We start from the raw sequence: 20,056 nt of genomic DNA, 5'->3' as shown, positions 1-20,056 counted from the left end.
ATTGTTCCAATTAAACCACTAGGCCCATAACCCCAGTCTTTACTGTAATTCCACCGAGGAAGACCACCTATAAGGAGTAAAATTAACAGAATTATCAATACCGTACTTAACATAGTAACCTCCAAAGATAGGGTTGATTGCTCCTGAGGAGCAATCAACTTATAGTTATATTTGGTAATATTGAGTGATTGTTTGTGTCACATTACGATCGGCGAAATTGGGCCAGTGGTCTTTATCAAATCCTGGGGCATTTTTTAGACGTTCTTTATCAATGTTTAAAATAAAGCAATCGTCCTGTGTATCGTAGGAAAATGCATTCCAAGGGACTGCAAAAAATTTATTTCCAAAACCCAGGAATCCCCCAAAATCTAAAACCAGATAATTAACTTGCCCTGATATTTTATCGAGGACAACCTCGTTAATATCGCCAATATCTTCTCCAGAAGTATTCTGAACTTTGACGCCAGTTATTTCACTGGCTTTTACTACATTACGATTTTCCATTTTTAATCCTCCATGATGGCATCCATTGGGGTTAGTCTTTTGCTTCGCATGTTATTTTGGTGCAATCTCGGCAGTTTTTAGCAGCAAAATCAAAACTGGATGCGGCTGAATTATGGCTTTTTTCCATTTGTTCATCGGCAGCCTTATCCGAGGCGACATCACTGCTACTTGCGTTGGTGGTGCATACCCAATTTGTGGTCATATCTGTGGTTGACGCCGCAAAGACGGTGGAAGTACCGAGTACAAGCAAAACCATTAGTAATTTTTTCATTTATTGCTCCTTAATAAGTAGAATTATTTGTCCTGAAAATCTTTAACTACTTTCTCTACTTCCTCTTTGGTGTAGCCATAATGTTTTTGTAATTTCCCATAGAGCTCTTGATGATTTCCTTCAATTTCTTTGTAATCATCATCTGTAAGCTTACCCCAGGCTTGTTTCATTTTGCCTTTTACCTCTTCCCACTTTCCTTGAAAGATATCCTTGTTCATAATAAATACTCCTTTGGGTTTGTGAGACAAATAAGTTTCGTGCATAGCAATAGCACTGCTCATATATTTAGAATATGCGCGCAAATAACCACACAAGAATGAGAATGCTAATCGGGACACCTAATAACCAGGCAATGATATATTTCATGACTTCCTCCATGAGCATCATAAAATGTAATGTAAGTATAGGGCAAATTTTTTACTCTTGCTATTTTTGTCTTCTCAGGACAAATAAATTACGAAGTCTCACCCACACTGAAAATGTCCTCCGTGTAAGATAAACTCGCTAGGGGCAAGTCGGTTCGGGTTCTTTAGGAACCCCAAAACTAAAAACCAATCATTTTTTATTTTGATCTCTAAGTTTCCAAGTTTCAGTCAGTATTAGAGCTAACGGACCATAATTCCACATAAATCTATTTTCTGGTAACATTACATTTTTTAGTCAAAAATTATTATATATGGAGCATATGTGCCATTATTTACCTCCAAAGATCTCGTGCCCTTGGCTAAAAGTAATGTAGGTTTAAGACTCACAGGGAATACAAATGAGGCTAAATTAGGTGGATTAGGCGATGCAATACCGTTATCTCATCTAGGTGGAGCTAAAGATATTATAGAATTTGTAACGTTGTCTCTTCTTCCTGAACCGCTAAAAGACCAAATGGAGAATATCTATAATCGATACAAGGAAATTGAGATCTACTCAAATGATTGTATGCCTCGACTGATACTACATTATGCTGCAAAGAATAATATTGGCGATGCCAAGGAACGGTTATCTTATCAAAAATATGATGTAATCACAGCGTTTTATTTTAAATTGGAACTTATGTCGATTGAGTCTGAAGCTAAAAAGCTAGTTTCTTTTTATACCGCCACATCAACGACAGCTCCTCTAGAAGTTATTACAAGCAAATGTCCTTATTTAGCCCAAGAATTAGCTCATAATTTTAATGAAAAATTTCTGTTACGCTTGAAGATAAATTGGGATGCATATGCAACTAGTGATGACATGGATTATCTATTTTTATCAGACAATTTTCAGGTCCGAAACTATGGCGAAGGCTACGATTTTAATAATTATCCTTTGGGAAAAGTAGGCCGCCATCAATTTGATGCTGCAAATGTTGTAGAGCAGGTAATGTTTTTAGGTGGTGAAAATCGTACTCCTAATGCTGAAAAGACATTAGCTCAACGTATTTTTAATTCTATAAAAAGTATCATGAAAAATGATTTATATAATTCATTACATCAGCTTCATCAAAATATCGAAACAAAATTATCACAACATCTAGACTATCCTATTGATTTTAAAAAGGCTTGTAATGAGATGATTGCGTTAGTTGCTAAATTACAAGAAAATGAACAGCTTTCATCTGAAGAGGCGATTGATTTGATGAAAAGGACAGAAAGCTTAATTGATAATCCAGCAGAATATAAAACATTTCTTACTGCAGCGAAAGATTATCGTATGGTTTCTGGAGGAGAATTATCAGCATATATGATGTTGATTGCTGGTTGGGCTGCTAAGATTATGACAATAAACTGTATTGGCGATGCTTGGATTCAGCTTGCAACTGAAAAGCTTGAGTTAATCTCAACATCTCAAGAACTTGCTAATGTCAGCCAATCCTACTCAACCAGTCTATAAGATAGGCTTGTTTTTCTAATTTGGATTTATGGGTTGAATTTGTGAAATGCGGTCAACTCTCATTGTCAGTGGTTGTATTTGATCCGCCGAACCCAATTAGCGAAATTTTAGTTTTTATAGAATACAGAGGTATAATAGCTGCAAATAAAATATCGAAATATTCGGTTAAAAGCCAACCACGGCAAGCTCAAACGCCTGAGAAAACTCGTTCGAAGATTTGAAATCATGGGCATGTTTCAAAAAGGACCGTTCACTATTTGAATGTATAGAACACGTTCCGAAGTATCTCATCAATGAACAATTCCGCTTATACAGTTGAGATCTGCCCAAATCTTAAATTTTTGTGAATTGAGTCTTTATTGCAAAGGAACCATTGTAAGGCATATCGAGTTTGTTGTAATCGCGTCGGTAAGCATCAATAAATTCTTTATCATCATGCGTCAGTGTTACAGGATATTTTGCGTAGGGCTGGTATGGCTCATTAGTAAAAAATCAACTAGCATGAGGCCTCATAAAACGCTCGTTTGTTAAGAAGAAAATTTTATTGGCTTAATAGCAATGCAAGTGTATCATCTACCCATCTTATGAAACAAAGTATTATTTTCCCGATTTATCATCAAATTATGATGAAAATAACATGCCAAAATTAGTAGGATATGCTCGTGTTAGCACGAATGACCAGGATGTTCAATTGCAACGTGCAGCAGCAGGTTGCGCTAAAAATAAAATATTCATCGACAGAATTTCTGGAGTACGCACTGAGCGGCCTGGATTAGATAAATGTAGAGCTGAATTGAACGCTGGTGACACTTTATGGGTGTAGCGATTAGATCGATTGGGTCACTCCATGGCGCATTTAGTTATTTTAGTTGAAGATTTAGGAAAAAAAGGCATTGGATTTCGATCGCTCTGCGATGGTGCTATAGATACAACTACCGCTTCAGAAGAGCTAATTTTTAATATTTTTTCTTCTCTAGCTCAATTTGAACGCCGCCTAATGCAGGAAAGAACAAAGGCTGGATTAGTAGCTGCAGGCGCCAGTTTTTATCGATACATAACTCTATGAAAAAATTTATTGTTCAGATTTTACTTTATGCCGCTTTTGGTTTTCTAACAATGCCAATCTGGGCTAAGACTACAGAAACTGAAACGACTTCAATTTCTTTACCCTATCCTACGATGACAGGCCCACTTGTTGCCAATTCTAATCCATTTGATATTGAGGCTGGTTCTCTGGGAAAGATTTATATCAACGGCGTCATAAGCGGCCTTGGCCTGTCGCAGAATAATCCTGTAAGGCGAAATCCAAATTCACTGCTCGATGTAGATAATGTCCAGCTATTTATCCAGAATAACAAAGGTTTGCTGCAGTTTTATGTTCAGGCAGGTGGATATTCTTTGCCAGCTCTAGGCACTCCTTATTTGCGCATGGACGATATGACTCGCGATTTTTTTGGCCCCGTTCCAATAGCTTTTATTAAATTAGCTCCTAGTGATAATTTTTCGATAATGGCGGGCAAATTATTCACTCTCATCGGCAATGAAAATAACTTTACCTTCCAAAATTTTAATATTGAGCGGGGCCTACTATGGAATCAGACTAATGATCTTAATCGTGGCGTGCAAATGAATTACACCCATGGGGCCTTCAGTGGCTCAGTTGCTTTAAGCGATGGTTTTTATTCCGGACAGCTTAACTGGCTCTCTGGGTTGGTGACCTATACTATTAATTCAAAACATAGCTTAAGCGTAGTAGCTTCCGGCAACATCAAACATGACAAGGTATCCAGTCTTGTGACTCCACTGGCACAGAATAACAGTCAAATTTATGACTTAATCTATTCTTATAATTTCGGACGATTGACGGTAAGCCCTACATTACAATTTACTCATGTCCCCAAAGATCCAAGCGTCGGTCTACTGGACTTCGCATCGACTTATGGCGTTGCTCTAGCGACAAAATTTGCTTTCAATACCTATTGGAGCATCGCTGGTCGTGCCGAATATATTGATACAGCAGGGGGAACCAATGTAGCTTATGGTCATGGGAGTAACGCTTGGTCGCTAACACTAACACCAACTTATCAGCGAGGAATCTTTTTTGCACGCGGTGAAGCTTCCCTCGTGCAGGCAAACAATATTACTGCGGGCTCGGCCTTTGGTCTGGAGGGTATAAAACGCTCACAAGAGCGGTTGCTTATTGAATCAGGTGTATTGTTCTAGCATTCGCCTAAATTATAGTCTTCCGTATATATATATTTAGCACATAAAAAATGTATTTGGCTCAAGTTCCTTTGCTTTTTATTCTAGCCAAGAAACCCATCTCACTTCATTTGAGTGATTTCCTAAAAAACAATATACAGGGGAAATACAGGCTTTCTAAACGATCACTCTGCAATATCTTTCAACGCAAAGTTTATTTTGATACATTTCTTGAGCTTAGGAAGATCTTTAAAATTGAGAGGAGTAAACAGCAATGAAATTTATTGGCAAAGCAAACGATGTCACCCTTGAGTTGAAAGAACTTGATATTTCAAATACTGATAAAATTCAAAATTTGCTTAATATAGCCGCGGATGAGGCGATAATTTGTGCGGTGAATAGGAGTGGGTTGGAGGGTAGAACGGAGCTCTATGTATGCGAATCCATGGAAGATATGCAGGAATTTGAAAATAAATTAAATTTAGGTGAAGTTATAGAGGTGAGGTGGTATACCGCAAAGAAAAATCCAACGCCAATTTCCAAAGTCGATATTTCTGGGTTAGATAAAGGGGCGATTCTAGTCGCGTTAGTTAATAATGCCAAAACAAGCCGGAGCGTAAGCTATATTTTGTCTCAATTTTCTTCTCAGGATTTAAAGGATTCATTTACTATCAACGAAGCAAATGAATTATTGAAAAAAAATAAACGCATCGATTATGTAGGTCCAGTGGGTATAAAAATGAATTTTGAGGAAGACACTCTGTTTGTTAAAGAATATGATAAAAGGCATTGCCTTCCCGGCAGCAAATGTTTAAGCGCTTATGAAGTCATAAACAAGTTAAGAAATGACGCTCAACCAGCTGAGACAATTTTAAATCAATTTTCTTTTTTGAGTTTATCTAATAAAACTAAAACTCAAAAACCAGACTCTACTGCTAATACAAACGAGTTTGGATTTAAAAAAGGATTTTTAAATTGATTTAAATGAAGCAAATGTTTCGTTGAGATGCCTTTAGGTCTGATAAATTTTAAAAATGATATAAGAGAGAGGGCCGGTTTCTCTCTCAAATAGCCCCATTAAGTCTGATTAATCAGAATGAAATTGCCATGTGGTTTGTTGTAGCATACAATGCTTCCCCAAACTCCAAGCACTTCCTTTGTTTTGGCCATGACATAGGCCTTTTTTCCTTTATAGACGTTATTTTCTTTAGCTCGAGTAATGCCTTATAGTTGGTTGTTCTCGGCGTAAATTTGTTTCAAACTCAGCAAATACACCCACGATATCCAGAAACATTTTTCCATTTTAAACTAATTCCGTTTTTGCAACAGAGCCAACAAATTCATTTAATTATCTATTGTTATGTTTGCCATATAATAAATAGCTTCTTTTATCGCTTTGTCAGAGCAATTTTTATGCGGTATATCAGCTTCTTTACATAAACCTCCATGAGGCATTAATCCTTTTCCAATACTTGCTTTATAGAATAAATAATCCATTGCTGTTTTGAATTGTTCTGGGTGGTCTTTCAATTCCATTTCAGCTTTATTAAATCTGATACTCCAGGCTTTTTTATCAAAGGCAGCAGGAGCATGCATCCCTTTAGCAAAGGGAGGAGCATGGCAAGTTTTGCATGTTATTTCATAGGTCTGCTTACCCAAATCACTGGCTATCAAGGGCGTAGTAAATGCAATCAGAAGAATAAATAGTCTATTTTTCATTCTATGTCCTTTAGAAAAAGTAATATGACCTATAAAATCGGAGCTAGTTTTCAATTCTAACATTTTGCTGCGGAAAAATCTTATTGGATTTTCTTTCATATTATGAATTAAGATGCAGAATATAATTCGCTGATTCACGAAGTATTTATGAAAATTTCTTTTTTTAGCACACAAAGATATCAACGGCCCATTTTTGATCAAGTAAATCAACTCCATCATCATGAAATTAATTATTATGGTTTCGATCTGAATTCAGAAAATATCGGGGCAGTTCCTCCAACAGATGTGGTATGCTGTTTTGTGAATGATTTCATTAATAGGCGAGGTGTGCAGCTAATCACTTTACCCTCGGCAGGATATAACTACATTAGAGAATATAAATAACTTTGAGAAAAAACAGGCCCAATTTATTTGGTCATGACAACATTATAAAATCTAGATTTTTATGAACAGCATAGCGAACAAAATTGATCATTTAATAAATGAAGCTAAATTATACCTTAATGAGACTCAATCTTTATTAAGTAAACTTTTGCAAGTAACAACTGATAGTGACGATGACGGCTCTTCTGATGAAGATGTAATACTCAAAATTCAATTAACGCTGCAATATCGTTTAAGCTGCGAAGATGCTTTGAGCTTTTTATTAAGTCTTGATCATAATTTGTTGTATTATCTTGGAATTCAACCGCAGCAGTCAGCTAAAATGAATATAGATCGATTAGCCTATGCAGTAGGCAATGAAGATTTAAAACAGATCCTAAATATTTTAGCCATATTAACTGGTTATCTGTCTAAAATTATTGAGCGATATAAAAATACCCATACTTCTTTTGCATTACGGGATAGACGGTCTCAAAAACATCACCTTATAACAAAAGAATTCTCCAGACTACTGGACAAACAAAATCAGTTTTTAGACGTAGTACACAAGCTTGATTCGGAAATGGAACAGATTATAAAATTACAAGCGGGAGAGCCTATTTTGGATTACATTGCGGCCTTAAGGGGACCTATTTCACATTTTCACCAAGCCATCATGAATGGTCTTGAGCAGGGAAAACAGCTCTACCTCCAAGTAAATAAAAAACCTTTGCTTGACTACCAACTCAATAATTTGCTTAAAGAAACCGAACAAGTACTTCACCTAATGCCTAGTGTCTATAACCCAAACCCCAATTACTCTATTAAACAGTTTGATAACCCAGGAACATCTGAACAATTAGAAAAACGTGCTGCCGCAAAACGATTACGGCCTTTTTTTGGATAACTAATTTATACTTCTTAATGACTTGAAAATAGATTGTCCGCTTCATTTATTGGGTTGAATTAATTTTTTTATGGAGCTAAAAAAGAACAACTATTTACCTTTTCCTAAAGACATTAAATCAAATGTTAGAACATTTTTTTAAAGAATCGACTGATAGGCATGGGCTCCACAGCTGCGGATATTAAGGAAGAAAAAGATAAATTTATCGTTGTTGCAGACATTTCTGGGATGAATAAAGAAGATATCAAAGTTTCATTAACCAATACTGTATTAACTATTCATGGTCAAAGGCACTTTGAAAAGTCTGAGAATGAAGACACTTATTCATGCATGGAGAGAGTGTAAGGACAATTATATCGTCGTTTTAGCCTGCCTCAATCTGTTGATGAATCAAAAATTGAGGCTCTTATAAACATGGAGTTCTTAACGTTTGTAATTCCTAAAAAAGAATCAAATGTTGAAAAACAAATCGAGGTAAAAATATCATAATTGAAAGGTCATCTTAAGGATGACCTTAGTTACTTCGCTAAGCTTGCGTTTTGAGTATGAACTACCTTGGAGTCCCATTTCCATGTTCTAATTTCCGGTAAGTCTTGCCCATGTTGCCTTATGTAGCTCTCGTGCTCCAATAATTTTAATTTAATGTGCTCAATTAGTTTTTGCTCTTTGTAACCTGTGGCAGGTAAACAATTAAGAACATCGAGAACCAAGTGAAAGCGGTCTAATTTGTTTAATACAGTCATATCAAAAGGGGTGGTGATTGTACCCTCTTCTCTATATCCTCTGACATGTATGTTTCTGTGATTTGACCGATTACTGGTCAATCGATGAATGAGCCATGGATATCCATGATATGCAAAAATGATGGGTTTATCCTCAAGAAACAAACAATTGTACTCTTCATCATTTAATCCATGTGGGTGTTCATAATCGGGTTGCAATTTCATTAAATCAACGACATTAATAACACGAATTTTTATATCGGGTAATTCAGCACGTAAAATAGAAACTGCAGCTAATGTTTCAAGAGTAGGAACATCTCCTGCACAAGCCATAATGACATCAGGAGATTTTCCATTATTGTGACTTGCCCATTCCCAAACACCTATTCCATTGGCACAATGTTGCTTTGCTTCATCGAAGGAAAGCCATTGTGGTGCTGGATGTTTTCCTGCAATGACTACATTGACGTAATGTTTACTCTGTAAACAATGATGCATGATAGATAATAAACAATTTGCATCCGGTGGAAGGTAGACGCGAATTATTTCTGCTTTCTTATTAATTACATGATCAATAAACCCTGGATCTTGGTGAGAAAATCCATTGTGGTCTTGCCGCCAAACATGAGAGGTCAGCAAGTAATTAAGGGAAGCGATTTTTTTACGCCAAGGAATAGATGATGTAACTTTTAACCATTTGGCATGTTGGTTAAACATAGAACTAATAATGTGGATGAAGGCTTCATAACAGTTAAAAAGACCATGGCGACCAGTTAATAAGTATCCCTCCAACCACCCCTCACATTGATGCTCACTTAATACTTCCAGTACTCTGCCTTGTGTGGATAAAAAATTGTCATTAGGCAGAGTTTGAGTATCCCATTGACGTTTGGTCGCTTCAAATACCGCTTCTAAGCCATTGGATATGGTTTCGTCTGGTCCAAATACACGGAAATTGTTTGAATTTAACCGAATTATATCCCTCAAGTATGCCCCAAAAACACGTGTATCACCTATTCCTTGCATGCCGCGTTCTGAGATTGTTACAGAATAATCACCTGGATCAGGTAAATTAAGTGTCTTTAATAACAAACCACCATTAGTATGAGGATTAGCACTCATCCGCTTTTCATTCTCAGGGGCAATAACTCTTAACTCATTGAATAATTTACCCTGCTCATCAAATAAAACTTCGGGTTGATAACTTTTAAGCCATTGTTCCAAGATTTTTAAATGCCCCATGTCACTAGAGCAATTAGAAACGGGTACTTGATGAGAACGAAAGGTTCCTTCAATCTGGACCCCATCTACCATCTTAGGAGCCGTCCAACCCTTAGGAGTCTTTAAAATAATCATGGGCCAACGTGGGCGTTGCGTACTCTTATTAGAACGCGCATCATATTGAATAAGTTTAATCTGCTCGATGACTTGCTCAAGAATGGAAGCCATCTTCTCATGCATCACGTGAGGATCATCTCCCTCCACCCAATACGGGGTCCAACCATAGCCATAAAACAATTGTTCCAGCTCTTCATTCGTAATACGAGCCAAGATGGTTGGATTCGCTATTTTATATCCATTTAAGTGAAGAATGGGTAATACCACTCCGTCGGTTACTGGACATATAAATTTATTGGAATGCCATGCGGTTGAAAGAGCCCCGGTTTCTGCTTCCCCATCTCCAATAACACAAGCAACAAATAAATCTGGATTATCAAATACAGCCCCAAAAGCATGACTTAAAGAGTAACCTAATTCACCCCCTTCATGGATAGAGCCTGGGCATTCTGGGGATGCATGGCTTGGAATCCCGCCTGGGAATGAAAATTGAGCAAATAACTTGCGTACCCCTTCTTCGTCTTGGGTAATTTCAGGATATAGCTCACTATATGTGCCTTCAAGGTATGCATTCGCTACAACTGCAGGACCACCATGGCCTGGTCCTGAAATGTACATCATGTTTAAATCATATTTTTTTATAATATGATTTAAGTGGGCATAAATAAAATTTTGACCTGGAGTGGTTCCCCAATGGCCTAATAATCTGGGCTTAATATCTGAAAAAACTAACTCGCGCTTAAGTAGTGGATTATCACGCAAATAAATTTGACCTACTGATAAGTAATTAGCTGCACGCCAATACCTATCTATCTTGTTAAGAACATCTTGGGCAAGCATTTCTTTCTCATTTTAAAATAGGTACACCTAATTTGAATAGGTATTATATAGAACTCATAATTTGCTTAAAATACTAATGTGAATAAATTAAAGAAGTGGGCAATTATGGCTAATAATGCAGACAGTATGCTAGATTTTTAATCTAGGTTCATTAAGTATAATTCTAATTATCTTCTAAGTCATGATTTACAATCTAATCAAAGTCTTATTTTCGAATGTGATTTCTTAACAGGTAATATTCCAAAGCTCCCGCTAGAGAGTGCACATGAGGCCTTATTGGCTGAATCAGATAAACCGTAAATGGAATATGATAGCCGTTTGCCTTTATTTTTACAGGAGGTGTCGGAGAAAATTCCATTTTGGTTCGAGAAAATATTCAAAAATATCTTTCATTTTTACCGCCCTTGAGACCACGTTATAAACCAATGAAGAGTGGATTATGGCAAAACACGCGCTCAAACCTCTTAAGTCAATATCCAAGTTGGATCGATGTTCTTATTTTTGTTACATTAGCATCCAAATCATCTCAAGGGTAATTATGAATCACGAACAATCAAAATTCCTTCCAACAATAGGCGTCTATCTAGGATCCCACATGGGAAGCAATCCATCTTTTAAAAATGCCATAATCTCTTTAGGGAAAGGAGTTGCTGAACGTGGATATACTGTAGTCTATGGTGGAGGTGGGACAGGATTAATGGGACTCCTTGCTGAAACTGTTAAATTATATGGTGGAACCGTTATCGGGATAACTACTGAGCACCTTGCTGAAATAGAAAAACCCTGTGACTTTCTAGATGAATTGCATGTAGTGGGTTCAATGTACGAACGAAAACGTTTAATTCATGAAAAATCATCGCAGTTGATAACGATGCCAGGAGGAATAGGCACATTTGATGAGCTATTCGAAACATGGTGTGCTATAAAAATAGGCGTGATTAAAAAACCGTTTGGACTGATTAATATAGATGGATATTTTAACTCCATGATTGAATTTGTTTCTTCTTGTACTAACTATGATTTTTTAAACGAACAAGATATAAAAATTCCGACTATCTATGACGAGGTTTCCTCATACATAAACTATTTAGAAGAAGAGCGCAAAAGTAAATTTATCGAAGCCCACATCAGTAATAAACAAAATAATGATAGAAGACATCCAGTAGCTGTTTAAATCTTACATCCAGGATAGGGCGTCAAAAGGAGGGCCTCTCCTGTAGGTAGTTCTCTGTGTAACAATCTGCAAACGAGCAAGATTTGAACTAGCCAATTGCAAAGCAGGTTAATGCCTAACTCGGTTGGCCGTTCCCTTACTCCCCAAGCCCAATATATAAAAAATTTATTTTCCTTGAGCTTGAAGAGGTATCAATTGATTCATACTGCTTAAGCTATGAAGGGAAATCGAGTGGGCAAGTGCGTATTGGCGGAGCCACTTATTATCTATGGCGTGCTGTGGATGATGAGGGTTATGAACTGGATGTGTTTCTGCAAAAGCGACGTAATAAAAAGGCGGCCATCCGCTTTCTGTCTCGTCTATTGAACACCTATCCAAAGCCTCGGGTGATTGTAATCGATAAGCTCAGGAGCTCCACAAAACTAATTCGTCAGATGGGCAAAGGAGTCGAGCATCGCTCGCATAAAGGGCTTAATAATCGGGTTGAAAATGCTCATCAACCCACACGCAGAAAAGAAAAGTGCCTCATTCGTTTCAAATCACCTGCAGGGGCACAAACCGTCATCGCGCTCATGGGGGAAACGCGTAATCTCTTTGCTGTGGCCGTCGGGCGCTATACCCATTCAGCCTCTCATGGAAGAGACCAATTTCAAAAGGCCAAAGAAATTTGGTGGTCTGCTGCAACCGAGATTCTTTGCGCCTGAAATTAGGCTCCGGCTCCTTTTTACATCACTAATAGTTTACTTGACGGTGCCATACGAAATTATCGTTGAATAAACATCTATTGTGAGCTAATATTTTACACTTTGATTTTTGGATTACATCGATGAGATTAACTAGACAGCAAAACAAAAAGACTGGAAACCAAGTTGCTCCTTTCAATTCATTAATAATGCGAATGGAAGGGTGCAATATAAAAGCAGATGCTGATAAACGCACTTACATTTTCTACAGCAAACAGTTAAAAGACAAAGGGCTGGATGAGGTCACCTCGTTATTGACTGAGATGCTGGATAAGCATATTTTCCCTAATACGGTAATTCTAAATCAACTCATTAAACGCCTGTCTCAATTACATAAACCTCAGTATTCTTTGCTGGTACATAAGATGGCTGTAACCAAGGGCTTGGCTGATGCCATTACCTACAACAGCACCATCGATACGATTGCCAAGAGCAAGGAGCCGGATGCCGCGCGGGCGGTGCAGTTACTGCAGGAAGCCAAGAAGGCAAACTTGGCTGATGCCATTACCTACAACAGCACCCTAGAGGCGATTGCCAAGAGTAAGGAGCCGGATGCCCAGCGGGCAGTGCAGTTACTGCAGGAAGCCAAGAAGGCACACTTGGCTGATGCCATTACCTACAACAGCACCTTAGATGCGATTGCCAAGAGTAAGGAGCCGGATGCCCAGCGGGCAGTGCAGTTACTGCAGGAAGCCAAGAAGGCACACTTGGCTGATGCCATTACCTACAACAGCACCTTAGATGCGATTGCCAAGAGTAAGGAGCCGGATGCCGAGCGGGCGGTGCAGTTACTGCAGGAAGCCAAGCAGGCACACTTGGCTGATGCCATTACCTACAACAGCACCTTAGATGCGATTGCCAAGAGTAAGGAGCCGGATGCCGAGCGGGCGGTGCAGTTACTGCAGGAAGCCAAGCAGGCACACTTGGCTGATGCCATTACCTACGCCAGTACCTTAGATGCGATTGCCAAGAGTAAGGAGCCGGATGCGCAGCGTGCGGTGCAGTTACTGCAGGAAGCCAAGAAGGCAAACTTGGCTGATGCCATTACCTACAACAGCGCCATCGATGCGATTGCCAAGAGTAAGGCGCCGGATGCCGAGCGGGCGGTGCAGTTACTGCAGGAAGCCAAGAAGGCAAACTGGGCTGATGCCATTACCTACAACAGCACCCTAGAGGCGATTGCCAAGAGCAAGGAGCCGGATGTCGAGCGGGCGGTGCAGTTACTGCAGGAAGCCAAGAAGGCAAACTTGGCTGATGCCATTACCTACAACAGCACCATCGATGCGATTGCCAAGAGAAAGGAGCCGAATGCCGAGCGGGCGATGCAGTTACTGCAGGAAGCCAAGAAGGCAAACTTGGCCAATGCCATTACCTACAACAGCACCATCGATGCGATTGCCAAGAGTAAGGAGCCGAATGCCGAGCGGGCGATGCAGTTACTGCAGGAAGCCAAGCAGGCAAACTGGGCTGATGCCATTACCTACGCCAACACCATCGATGCAATTGCCAAGAGTAAGGAGCCGGACGCCGAGCGGGCGGTGCAGTTACTGCAGGAAGCCAAGCAGGCAAACTTGGCCAATGCCATTACCTACAACAGCACCTTAGATGCGATTGCCAAGAGTAAGGAGCCGGATGCCCAGCGGGCGGTGCAGTTACTGCAGGAAGCCAAGAAGGCAAACTGGGCTGATGCCATTACCTACGCCAGCACCATCGATGCGATTGCCAAGAGTAAGGAGCCGGATACCGAGCGGGCGGTGCAGTTACTGCAGGAAGCCAAGAAGGCAAACTTGGCTGATGCCATTACCTACGCCAGCACCATCGATGCGATTGCCAAGAGTAAGCAGCCGGATGCCGAACTGGCAGAAGTCTTGATTAATGAGGCCATAGAGCAATTTAAGCTGGGTGATATGAAGAAGGGGGCAAGACTAAACTTGCATGGAATGTCATTTGGCATGGTCTATTTCGGACTCAAAAGTCGTGTGCAGCAGGAGATGAAGGCAACGGACTCTATTTCAGCGCTTACTTTAATCTATGGGAAAGGGCTGCATAGTAGTTGTTCAGGGGAAGAGATTCATCCGGTCAAACAGGCCGTATTGCGCGTGGTCGATGAACTCTCAGACCAAGGGGTTTCTGGTCAAGAAAATAGAACTAATCAGGGGGTATTTAAGCTGTCTATTCAACCCCGCCAGGTTCAATCCAATACCTTCAACCCCAACCATTTTTTTGCTCCAGGACTCAATCCGCATTCCAAACCCTTTGTATTTAAATCCCTGGGTGGTACACAACCTCGGTTTTAGGCATCTCCCTGGAGTAATACTGCAAGAGCCCGGAGCTCGGGCTCTCTTTTTTCTTTACTTCACCTGCGACTGCCGTCATGCTTTCGCGTCTTTTTTAACTATCCGGGGTTTCGGCCAGCAATTTACCATTTTGGCGGGTCTAGAGCTAACTCTATGAATCCAAACATTTTTTATTCAGACCAAAAATTACGATTTTATTCAAAAACAACCCACGTTTAGCCTAAAAATTAGTCGCATAATAGGTTGTATGTGAATAAATAAGAGGTTTTCTCTTGTATTATGTGAAACAACTAGCCTAATTAACGCAGGGGTTGATTATCCGCTTAATACATACAGTTAGGTTACGATTAAGCCTGAGTAGTTAATATCAGTATCTCTTTTTTATGGGCAAAATAAAGTCATTTGTTATTCACATAATATGCCACCGGCTAAAATGGTAACTTGCTGCCCGAAACCCCGAGTAGAATACAAGCGCTTAGTGTAGCACGGAACACGACAAGTCGCAGGCCTGTGCGCCTACGGCGCCTTGATATTCAGTAGACATAAAACAGACTTTGAGCATGGGGTTAAGAGCATAATTTCAAAAATGACTTGCTTTGCAGGTTTTTGCAAAGCTAAGTCAAAAGAAAAGGAACGCACGGGTTAAAAGGTTAACGCTCGAGAACATCTAACCCCAAACCCATTGGACTTAACCAGAGTGAGAAACTGATGGCTGCCACTACTAGTGAAGGATTCATACCACGCGCCGTTCTGCGGATTGTTCGCATACTCGGTGGAACTCCAGTAATTGCCTGCAAGGCAATCTGCGCCAGTAGGAGGAGAACACGAAATACTGGGGGTTGCTGAGCTTGGGTCTCCAAGCAAGAATGCAAGACTGGCCACCATGCTTTGTTCTCCAGTAAGACACGTGGTAAAAACATTCACCGCATCCATTTCACAAACAGCAGGCAAATACCAATCGGAATATGCATTAATGGTTGCCGTGCATAAGCCCGCAGCATAATATGTTCGGTTTGTTGGTCCAGCAGAAAGCGTATAAGGACTGCCACCAATACCATAACCTGTTTTATAAGCATCATAAAGTGCTAAAATATTACCGCTATTGCACTGCCCCTCGCTTGCTCCATTACAAATAGCAAACGCACTTGATGCCGGAAAGGGAAAAAAGCTTGTATTGGAGTACGTTGCGTTGTACGTTGTTTGTGCGTTGGCATATGAATCGTTTGGCGTAGAACTGTCAGCGATTAATGGAATAATATCATTACTGCCGTTTGCGCTTGCCCCCCCGCTTCCATTGGAACTCCAAATAATACTCGTGGCTTGAGGGCCGGAACTAATATAAGGTGCGGCTTGGTCTACCAATGATGCCACTTTACCGGCAATGTTGCTTGTAGTGGTGGTCGTGTCATCTATCGAATAAATAAAACCACCTTGATACAGACAGCCATAGCTCAATACCACAACATCGCTCGTTACAGCGGTGGTAACATTAGTGGCACTAACTGTAATGGTATCAGGTGTTGGCGCAATCCCTGTGTTGCAGTTGGAGGTGGGGTTAGCGCCTGGCGTAACTGTAATCGTGCATGTAGCACCTGCAGCCAGAGTAGAACCACAAGTTGATGATGCCGTAGTTGCAGGTGTTCCCCCCGGCCAAGTCGGGTAGGTAATGTTTAAGCCTATAGCATCATTTATTCCGGTATTTTGAATTGTAATCTGTCTTGGATTTCCAGTTAATGCCGGATTGAGTGTTGTGTCGTTAACTGAGAGAGCTAAAGTTGATGGCGTAGCACTCAATGTTGTTTGTCCTGGTTGACATTGCACTGCATTAATGTTGAAAAACGTTGTATTTGTATTTGTTCCTTTGACCACTACATTAGGTACTAGAAATGGACTGGTTGCACTGGAAATAAAGGAGATAGTGCAACTTGCTTTTGGATTTAATATTTGTGGGCAACTATTATTTTGAGACACAAAACTTATGAAGTTTGTATCGGTAGATGATGCGGTTATGTTTTTGGCGCTGATTAGGGAGTTATTGGTCACGGTAATGAAGCCAGGGGGATTCAAACAAGTAAGGCTACTGATATTTACGGTGCATTTTTGCACAAAGTTAGAACAGGCCACCGCACTGTGCTCCTCAGACTTTAGCGCGATCTCTGCAATATGAACTGAATTATTTTTTGGTGGTATTTCTATCAAAAGTGATTTTCCAGCGGAGGCTTGTTGCGCAAGCAGCAACAATGCCAATAATCCTTTTTTTAACATGATAACTTCCTTAGTTGAATGTTGTTTTACTACTAAAGAAAACTGTAACAAAGGAATAATTTAAAGACAAAATAAAGCGTAAGAACTCTATAGATATTTTCCAGATATGGTAAATAGGTTGATTAAATCCAGTATGGATATTGATGGCATCGTCAATTTAACTTTTGCACTAGCCTGTATTTTATTTAGAGGCCGAGCGTGATGTTGGAAAATAAGCCTAAAAGATACCGTTACCCCGCACAGCTTATCAGCATTGCAGTGTGGAGTTACCATCGATTTAATGACAGCTATCGAGATGTTTTGGAGCGCTTATTATATCGAGGGATTGACGTCAGTTACGAGACGATACGTCAATGGTGCATTAAAGTTGGTACCCAGTTTAAGAGTGTCATTAAGAAAAGAGCGCCCAGACGCTCGGATAAATGGCATTTGGATGAGCAGCAAGTGCGTATTCGCGGAGCCACTTATTATGAGTGTGTTCATTTAACTTTGGGGCTTAGATAAGCAATGAGGTGACACAGTTAAATGAACACACTCAATAGAAAGTATATTTGAAGTTACTGTATCAGTTGTTGTGGTTAAATCTAACTATGTCACCTCTTTTATTTGTACAAATTATAATAAATTCAAAGAGGTGACATAGTTATTTAAACACTACCTTCAACTGCCAGGAGAAAATTTGGTATCTTCTTCCGACGCAGGCTCCTCATTCTTGGGGCGCTGAGAGATAAATAGCTTATATTCTTTAGCAACGCCTTTTCCAAATGTATCTGCATGAGTATTAAATAGCTCATTAGGCCACTTTTTTGTTGCCCACATGACTAGAACCCCAGGTAAAACACCAGTGGCTATCGTTGCAGCAACTACAGCAATTCCCAAAACGAATTTAGCAGCAGAACGGGTGTTATCATTTTTAATAGACTGCAGATTATCCTCTTCATTTAATTTTTGATAAAAGTTATCAATGCAATCAAAAGACAGATAATATATACTCTCTAATTTTGCCTTTAACTCCTTCGCTAAAGCATAATTTTTATGTTCAGAATTTAACGTACTCAGATAGGTTGTGGTTAGGTCTTGTAATCGTGCGCGAATTTTTTGGCATTGTGGCTCTGCCGTAACTTTCTTTAAATCCTGATACACTTTCTCTATACGATCTGTGAGGTAAGTGAAATATTTCTCTTCTGTATGATTATTTTTACCTAATAATAATCGATCCTCAAGCGAATAGTCGAGATGTTTCAAGGAAGATAAACACTCTTCTAACGTACTTTTCACTTTCGCTGTCTGTGTTGACGAGTTTTCCAATTCTCGCTTAACCTGTTCGATATTTTTTTTAACTGCGGCATCAAGCGCAGTATACAAAGACATTTTTTTATCGAATAACTCAGTTATATTTGCATTATCTAAGCATGTAGTTGCTTGTTTGATTGTTTCAGCGATTGCATTTTTCTCTTCTGGAGTTAGAGCAAGCTCTTGTACCTTTAATAATATCTGTGATAGGGATTGAATCTCTTGGGTTAAGGCCTTAAGTTTGTATTGTTCTATCTCTAAGGCTCGTTCTACACTTACAGGCTGGGTATTTTCACCTAAGATTGGATCGAGCAGTTCATCTAAACTAGCTTTTATATCGTAGCTTTGCATAACGATAGTTTTTAAATGTGGGTCATCTTTTTTTAATGTCATCATTTCTGCATGGTTGAAACCATGACAACCATCCTCGCCATTTATTAATCTTAAGGTATTAATACAACCCTCTTTAACGATTGCTGTTATCTCGTTTACCGAATGCCCATCTAATACTGAGGGCTTATCAAAAATGACTGGCGGTAGTCCTGCGTGCATGAGGCAAAAACACAACATAGTATTTACAAACGTACGGCTATTTCCATCTGGAAAAGGATGAAGTTGTTCACAGCGCTGAATGTAATCCACTATGGTGTGAATCACTTCATCTACATTCCCTTCATTTTTAACTGCTTCAAACTGCTTAATAAAGTTCTGGGTATAACCTTCCATTATCTGAGCGTAGTTATTATCCTCTACATCTAAGTCGTTCCCACTAGTGCGAAAAAAACCGCCTCCAAAACGAAGCGTGGTGTAAAATCGATCTATTTCTTCTTCTGTATACGATTGATTAAGGCAGTCTTCTTTATTGACAAAGTCTAATTGTCGTGAGTTTGGATTTAAAGTATAGCGATAAGCGGTCTCTAGTGGATCGGCACTGCGTTGTAACAATTGTTTTAAGCCTTCTTTAGACATATTATTTTGGCTCATTCCAAAACCACCTGAACCATCCATGCAACCTGCATACACAGCATCGTAAAATCCGTCATTTTTATGCATGATTCGAAAATGAATTTTTTTAAGCAATTCGTTAGGAATCTCCAATGCCTTCTGCTCTTGGCCTATTCCATGTTGAATAGGGGCTAGCAAACCTTGTAGCGCTTTTAGTATTTCATTTTCATTATTCCTTGAGCCATTCTCAGTTTCATAGCGCCGATCATAACGCATCGGTCCTTCTTCATGCTTCAATTTGTCCCCATCCACATACAGACGATAGAGTTGTTCTGTAGGGATGTTTCTAAGATGTGTTAAGCCTTGTTGAAAATTACCGAGCTGTAATTTAGGTTCTGTATTTTGAGGTTGAGTTTGAGGTGCCATATTTTATGTCTCTGTCAAATAAGTAAAAAGTTACCTTAGGAATAAATGCAGCTTACCTAGATGTTTAATTTGCGCTCTTAATGAGCAAAATATAACACATATGGTTGTTATTTTCCATGTATTTGGAAAAAACAATTTAATCCAAATGTTTATTAATGAAAAAGAAAAGAGCCTTTGA

At 39.4% G+C, this 20,056-nt stretch carries 17 protein-coding genes and 2 pseudogenes; 11 read left to right on the top strand and 8 right to left on the bottom strand.

Features of this window, described 5'->3' with window-relative positions; all coding sequences use genetic code 11:
• The 4 genes from E1P08_RS15915 to E1P08_RS15900 form a co-directional block, all read right to left on the bottom strand.
• Positions 1-113 (bottom strand): DUF3309 family protein (locus tag E1P08_RS15915; RefSeq protein WP_133137973.1); only part of this gene is annotated, 113 nt, incomplete at its 3' end.
• A gap of 52 nt (positions 114-165) precedes the next feature.
• A complete protein-coding gene (locus tag E1P08_RS15910) occupies positions 166-504 on the bottom strand; it encodes a PRC-barrel domain-containing protein (RefSeq protein ID WP_133137972.1) in 339 nt (112 codons plus the stop codon).
• Between the two features lie 31 nt (positions 505-535).
• Positions 536-775, bottom strand: coding sequence for a hypothetical protein (locus tag E1P08_RS15905; protein WP_133137585.1), 240 nt, complete (start codon positions 773-775; stop codon positions 536-538).
• Positions 776-798: 23 nt separating this feature from the next.
• Positions 799-993 carry a CsbD family protein gene (locus tag E1P08_RS15900; RefSeq protein WP_133137586.1) on the bottom strand — a complete coding sequence of 65 codons (195 nt, stop codon included), beginning with the start codon at positions 991-993 and terminating at the stop codon, positions 799-801.
• Between the two features lie 469 nt (positions 994-1,462).
• On the opposite strand from E1P08_RS15900, the gene E1P08_RS15895 reads away from it, so the two are divergent.
• The 4 genes and pseudogenes from E1P08_RS15895 to E1P08_RS15880 all read left to right on the top strand — a co-directional run bounded on the left by E1P08_RS15895 (position 1,463) and on the right by E1P08_RS15880 (position 5,825).
• Positions 1,463-2,644: a hypothetical protein gene (locus E1P08_RS15895; RefSeq protein ID WP_133137971.1), complete on the top strand. Its 1,182-nt coding sequence runs from the start codon at positions 1,463-1,465 to the stop codon at positions 2,642-2,644.
• Between the two features lie 637 nt (positions 2,645-3,281).
• Positions 3,282-3,710: pseudogene (locus E1P08_RS17555) on the top strand (recombinase family protein).
• On the top strand, positions 3,707-4,867 hold the full coding sequence (locus E1P08_RS15885) for an outer membrane beta-barrel protein (RefSeq protein WP_207387384.1): 1,161 nt from the start codon (positions 3,707-3,709) through the stop codon (positions 4,865-4,867). Before E1P08_RS17555 ends, E1P08_RS15885 begins: the two are co-directional and overlap by 4 nt.
• A gap of 253 nt (positions 4,868-5,120) precedes the next feature.
• Positions 5,121-5,825 carry a hypothetical protein gene (locus tag E1P08_RS15880; RefSeq protein WP_133137970.1) on the top strand — a complete coding sequence of 235 codons (705 nt, stop codon included), beginning with the start codon at positions 5,121-5,123 and terminating at the stop codon, positions 5,823-5,825.
• A 365-nt stretch (positions 5,826-6,190) separates the two neighbouring features.
• Here E1P08_RS15880 and E1P08_RS15870 read toward each other — a convergent pair whose 3' ends face one another.
• The gene (locus E1P08_RS15870) at positions 6,191-6,565 is read right to left on the bottom strand and encodes a c-type cytochrome (RefSeq protein ID WP_133137976.1); all 375 of its coding nucleotides are present in this window, start codon (positions 6,563-6,565) and stop codon (positions 6,191-6,193) included.
• A gap of 147 nt (positions 6,566-6,712) precedes the next feature.
• On the opposite strand from E1P08_RS15870, the gene E1P08_RS15865 reads away from it, so the two are divergent.
• The 3 genes and pseudogenes from E1P08_RS15865 (at position 6,713) to E1P08_RS17550 (ending at position 8,324) form a co-directional block, all read left to right on the top strand.
• Positions 6,713-6,949 (top strand): Rossmann-fold NAD(P)-binding domain-containing protein, encoded by a 237-nt coding sequence (locus E1P08_RS15865; RefSeq protein ID WP_133137969.1) that lies wholly within the window; start codon positions 6,713-6,715, stop codon positions 6,947-6,949.
• A gap of 61 nt (positions 6,950-7,010) precedes the next feature.
• A complete protein-coding gene (locus E1P08_RS15860; RefSeq protein WP_133137968.1) occupies positions 7,011-7,835 on the top strand; it encodes a hypothetical protein in 825 nt (274 codons plus the stop codon).
• Between the two features lie 159 nt (positions 7,836-7,994).
• Positions 7,995-8,324: pseudogene (locus tag E1P08_RS17550) on the top strand (Hsp20/alpha crystallin family protein).
• Between the two features lie 29 nt (positions 8,325-8,353).
• On the opposite strand, the gene E1P08_RS15845 reads toward E1P08_RS17550, so the two are convergent.
• Positions 8,354-10,735 (bottom strand): phosphoketolase family protein, encoded by a 2,382-nt coding sequence (locus tag E1P08_RS15845; RefSeq protein ID WP_133137966.1) that lies wholly within the window; start codon positions 10,733-10,735, stop codon positions 8,354-8,356.
• 538 nt (positions 10,736-11,273) lie between these two features.
• Here E1P08_RS15845 and E1P08_RS15840 point away from each other — a divergent pair.
• The 3 genes from E1P08_RS15840 (at position 11,274) to E1P08_RS15830 (ending at position 14,949) form a co-directional block, all read left to right on the top strand.
• Positions 11,274-11,909, top strand: a complete 636-nt coding sequence (locus E1P08_RS15840) for an LOG family protein (protein ID WP_133137965.1) — start codon at positions 11,274-11,276, stop codon at positions 11,907-11,909.
• A gap of 239 nt (positions 11,910-12,148) precedes the next feature.
• Positions 12,149-12,613, top strand: coding sequence for a DDE-type integrase/transposase/recombinase (locus E1P08_RS15835; RefSeq protein ID WP_165485211.1), 465 nt, complete (start codon positions 12,149-12,151; stop codon positions 12,611-12,613).
• A gap of 122 nt (positions 12,614-12,735) precedes the next feature.
• Positions 12,736-14,949: a pentatricopeptide repeat-containing protein gene (locus E1P08_RS15830; RefSeq protein ID WP_133137963.1), complete on the top strand. Its 2,214-nt coding sequence runs from the start codon at positions 12,736-12,738 to the stop codon at positions 14,947-14,949.
• A gap of 642 nt (positions 14,950-15,591) precedes the next feature.
• Here E1P08_RS15830 and E1P08_RS15825 read toward each other — a convergent pair.
• Positions 15,592-17,214 (bottom strand): Lcl C-terminal domain-containing protein, encoded by a 1,623-nt coding sequence (locus E1P08_RS15825; protein ID WP_133137962.1) that lies wholly within the window; start codon positions 17,212-17,214, stop codon positions 15,592-15,594.
• Positions 17,215-17,415: 201 nt separating this feature from the next.
• Here E1P08_RS15825 and E1P08_RS15820 point away from each other — a divergent pair, with 201 nt between their 5' ends.
• Positions 17,416-17,718 (top strand): IS6 family transposase, encoded by a 303-nt coding sequence (locus tag E1P08_RS15820; protein WP_133137961.1) that lies wholly within the window; start codon positions 17,416-17,418, stop codon positions 17,716-17,718.
• Positions 17,719-17,874: 156 nt separating this feature from the next.
• Here the strand turns inward: E1P08_RS15820 and E1P08_RS15815 are convergent, their stop codons facing one another.
• Positions 17,875-19,878, bottom strand: a complete 2,004-nt coding sequence (locus E1P08_RS15815) for a Fic family protein (RefSeq protein WP_133137960.1) — start codon at positions 19,876-19,878, stop codon at positions 17,875-17,877.
• Between the last annotated feature and the right edge of the window lie 178 nt (positions 19,879-20,056).

This window comes from Legionella rowbothamii (genome assembly GCF_900639985.1).
Lineage (GTDB): Bacteria > Pseudomonadota > Gammaproteobacteria > Legionellales > Legionellaceae > Legionella > Legionella rowbothamii.
The sequence above is the reverse complement of the archived record's forward strand: the minus strand, read 5'-3'. Positions and strand labels throughout refer to the sequence as shown.

Bases quoted from the DNA above. Each gene is read 5' to 3' on its own strand.
- E1P08_RS15905 (WP_133137585.1), bottom strand. From the start codon at position 775: ATGAAAAAATTACTAATGGTTTTGCTTGTACTCGGTACTTCCACCGTC.
- E1P08_RS15865 (WP_133137969.1), top strand. From the start codon at position 6,713: ATGAAAATTTCTTTTTTTAGCACACAAAGATATCAACGGCCCATTTTT.
- E1P08_RS15845 (WP_133137966.1), bottom strand. From the start codon at position 10,735: ATGCTTGCCCAAGATGTTCTTAACAAGATAGATAGGTATTGGCGTGCA.
- E1P08_RS15840 (WP_133137965.1), top strand. From the start codon at position 11,274: ATGAATCACGAACAATCAAAATTCCTTCCAACAATAGGCGTCTATCTA.
- E1P08_RS15900 (WP_133137586.1), bottom strand. From the start codon at position 993: ATGAACAAGGATATCTTTCAAGGAAAGTGGGAAGAGGTAAAAGGCAAA.
- E1P08_RS15815 (WP_133137960.1), bottom strand. From the start codon at position 19,878: ATGGCACCTCAAACTCAACCTCAAAATACAGAACCTAAATTACAGCTC.
- E1P08_RS15880 (WP_133137970.1), top strand. From the start codon at position 5,121: ATGAAATTTATTGGCAAAGCAAACGATGTCACCCTTGAGTTGAAAGAA.
- E1P08_RS15870 (WP_133137976.1), bottom strand. From the start codon at position 6,565: ATGAAAAATAGACTATTTATTCTTCTGATTGCATTTACTACGCCCTTG.
- E1P08_RS15820 (WP_133137961.1), top strand. From the start codon at position 17,416: ATGTTGGAAAATAAGCCTAAAAGATACCGTTACCCCGCACAGCTTATC.
- E1P08_RS15830 (WP_133137963.1), top strand. From the start codon at position 12,736: ATGAGATTAACTAGACAGCAAAACAAAAAGACTGGAAACCAAGTTGCT.
- E1P08_RS15860 (WP_133137968.1), top strand. From the start codon at position 7,011: ATGAACAGCATAGCGAACAAAATTGATCATTTAATAAATGAAGCTAAA.
- E1P08_RS15885 (WP_207387384.1), top strand. From the start codon at position 3,707: ATGAAAAAATTTATTGTTCAGATTTTACTTTATGCCGCTTTTGGTTTT.
- E1P08_RS15825 (WP_133137962.1), bottom strand. From the start codon at position 17,214: ATGTTAAAAAAAGGATTATTGGCATTGTTGCTGCTTGCGCAACAAGCC.
- E1P08_RS15910 (WP_133137972.1), bottom strand. From the start codon at position 504: ATGGAAAATCGTAATGTAGTAAAAGCCAGTGAAATAACTGGCGTCAAA.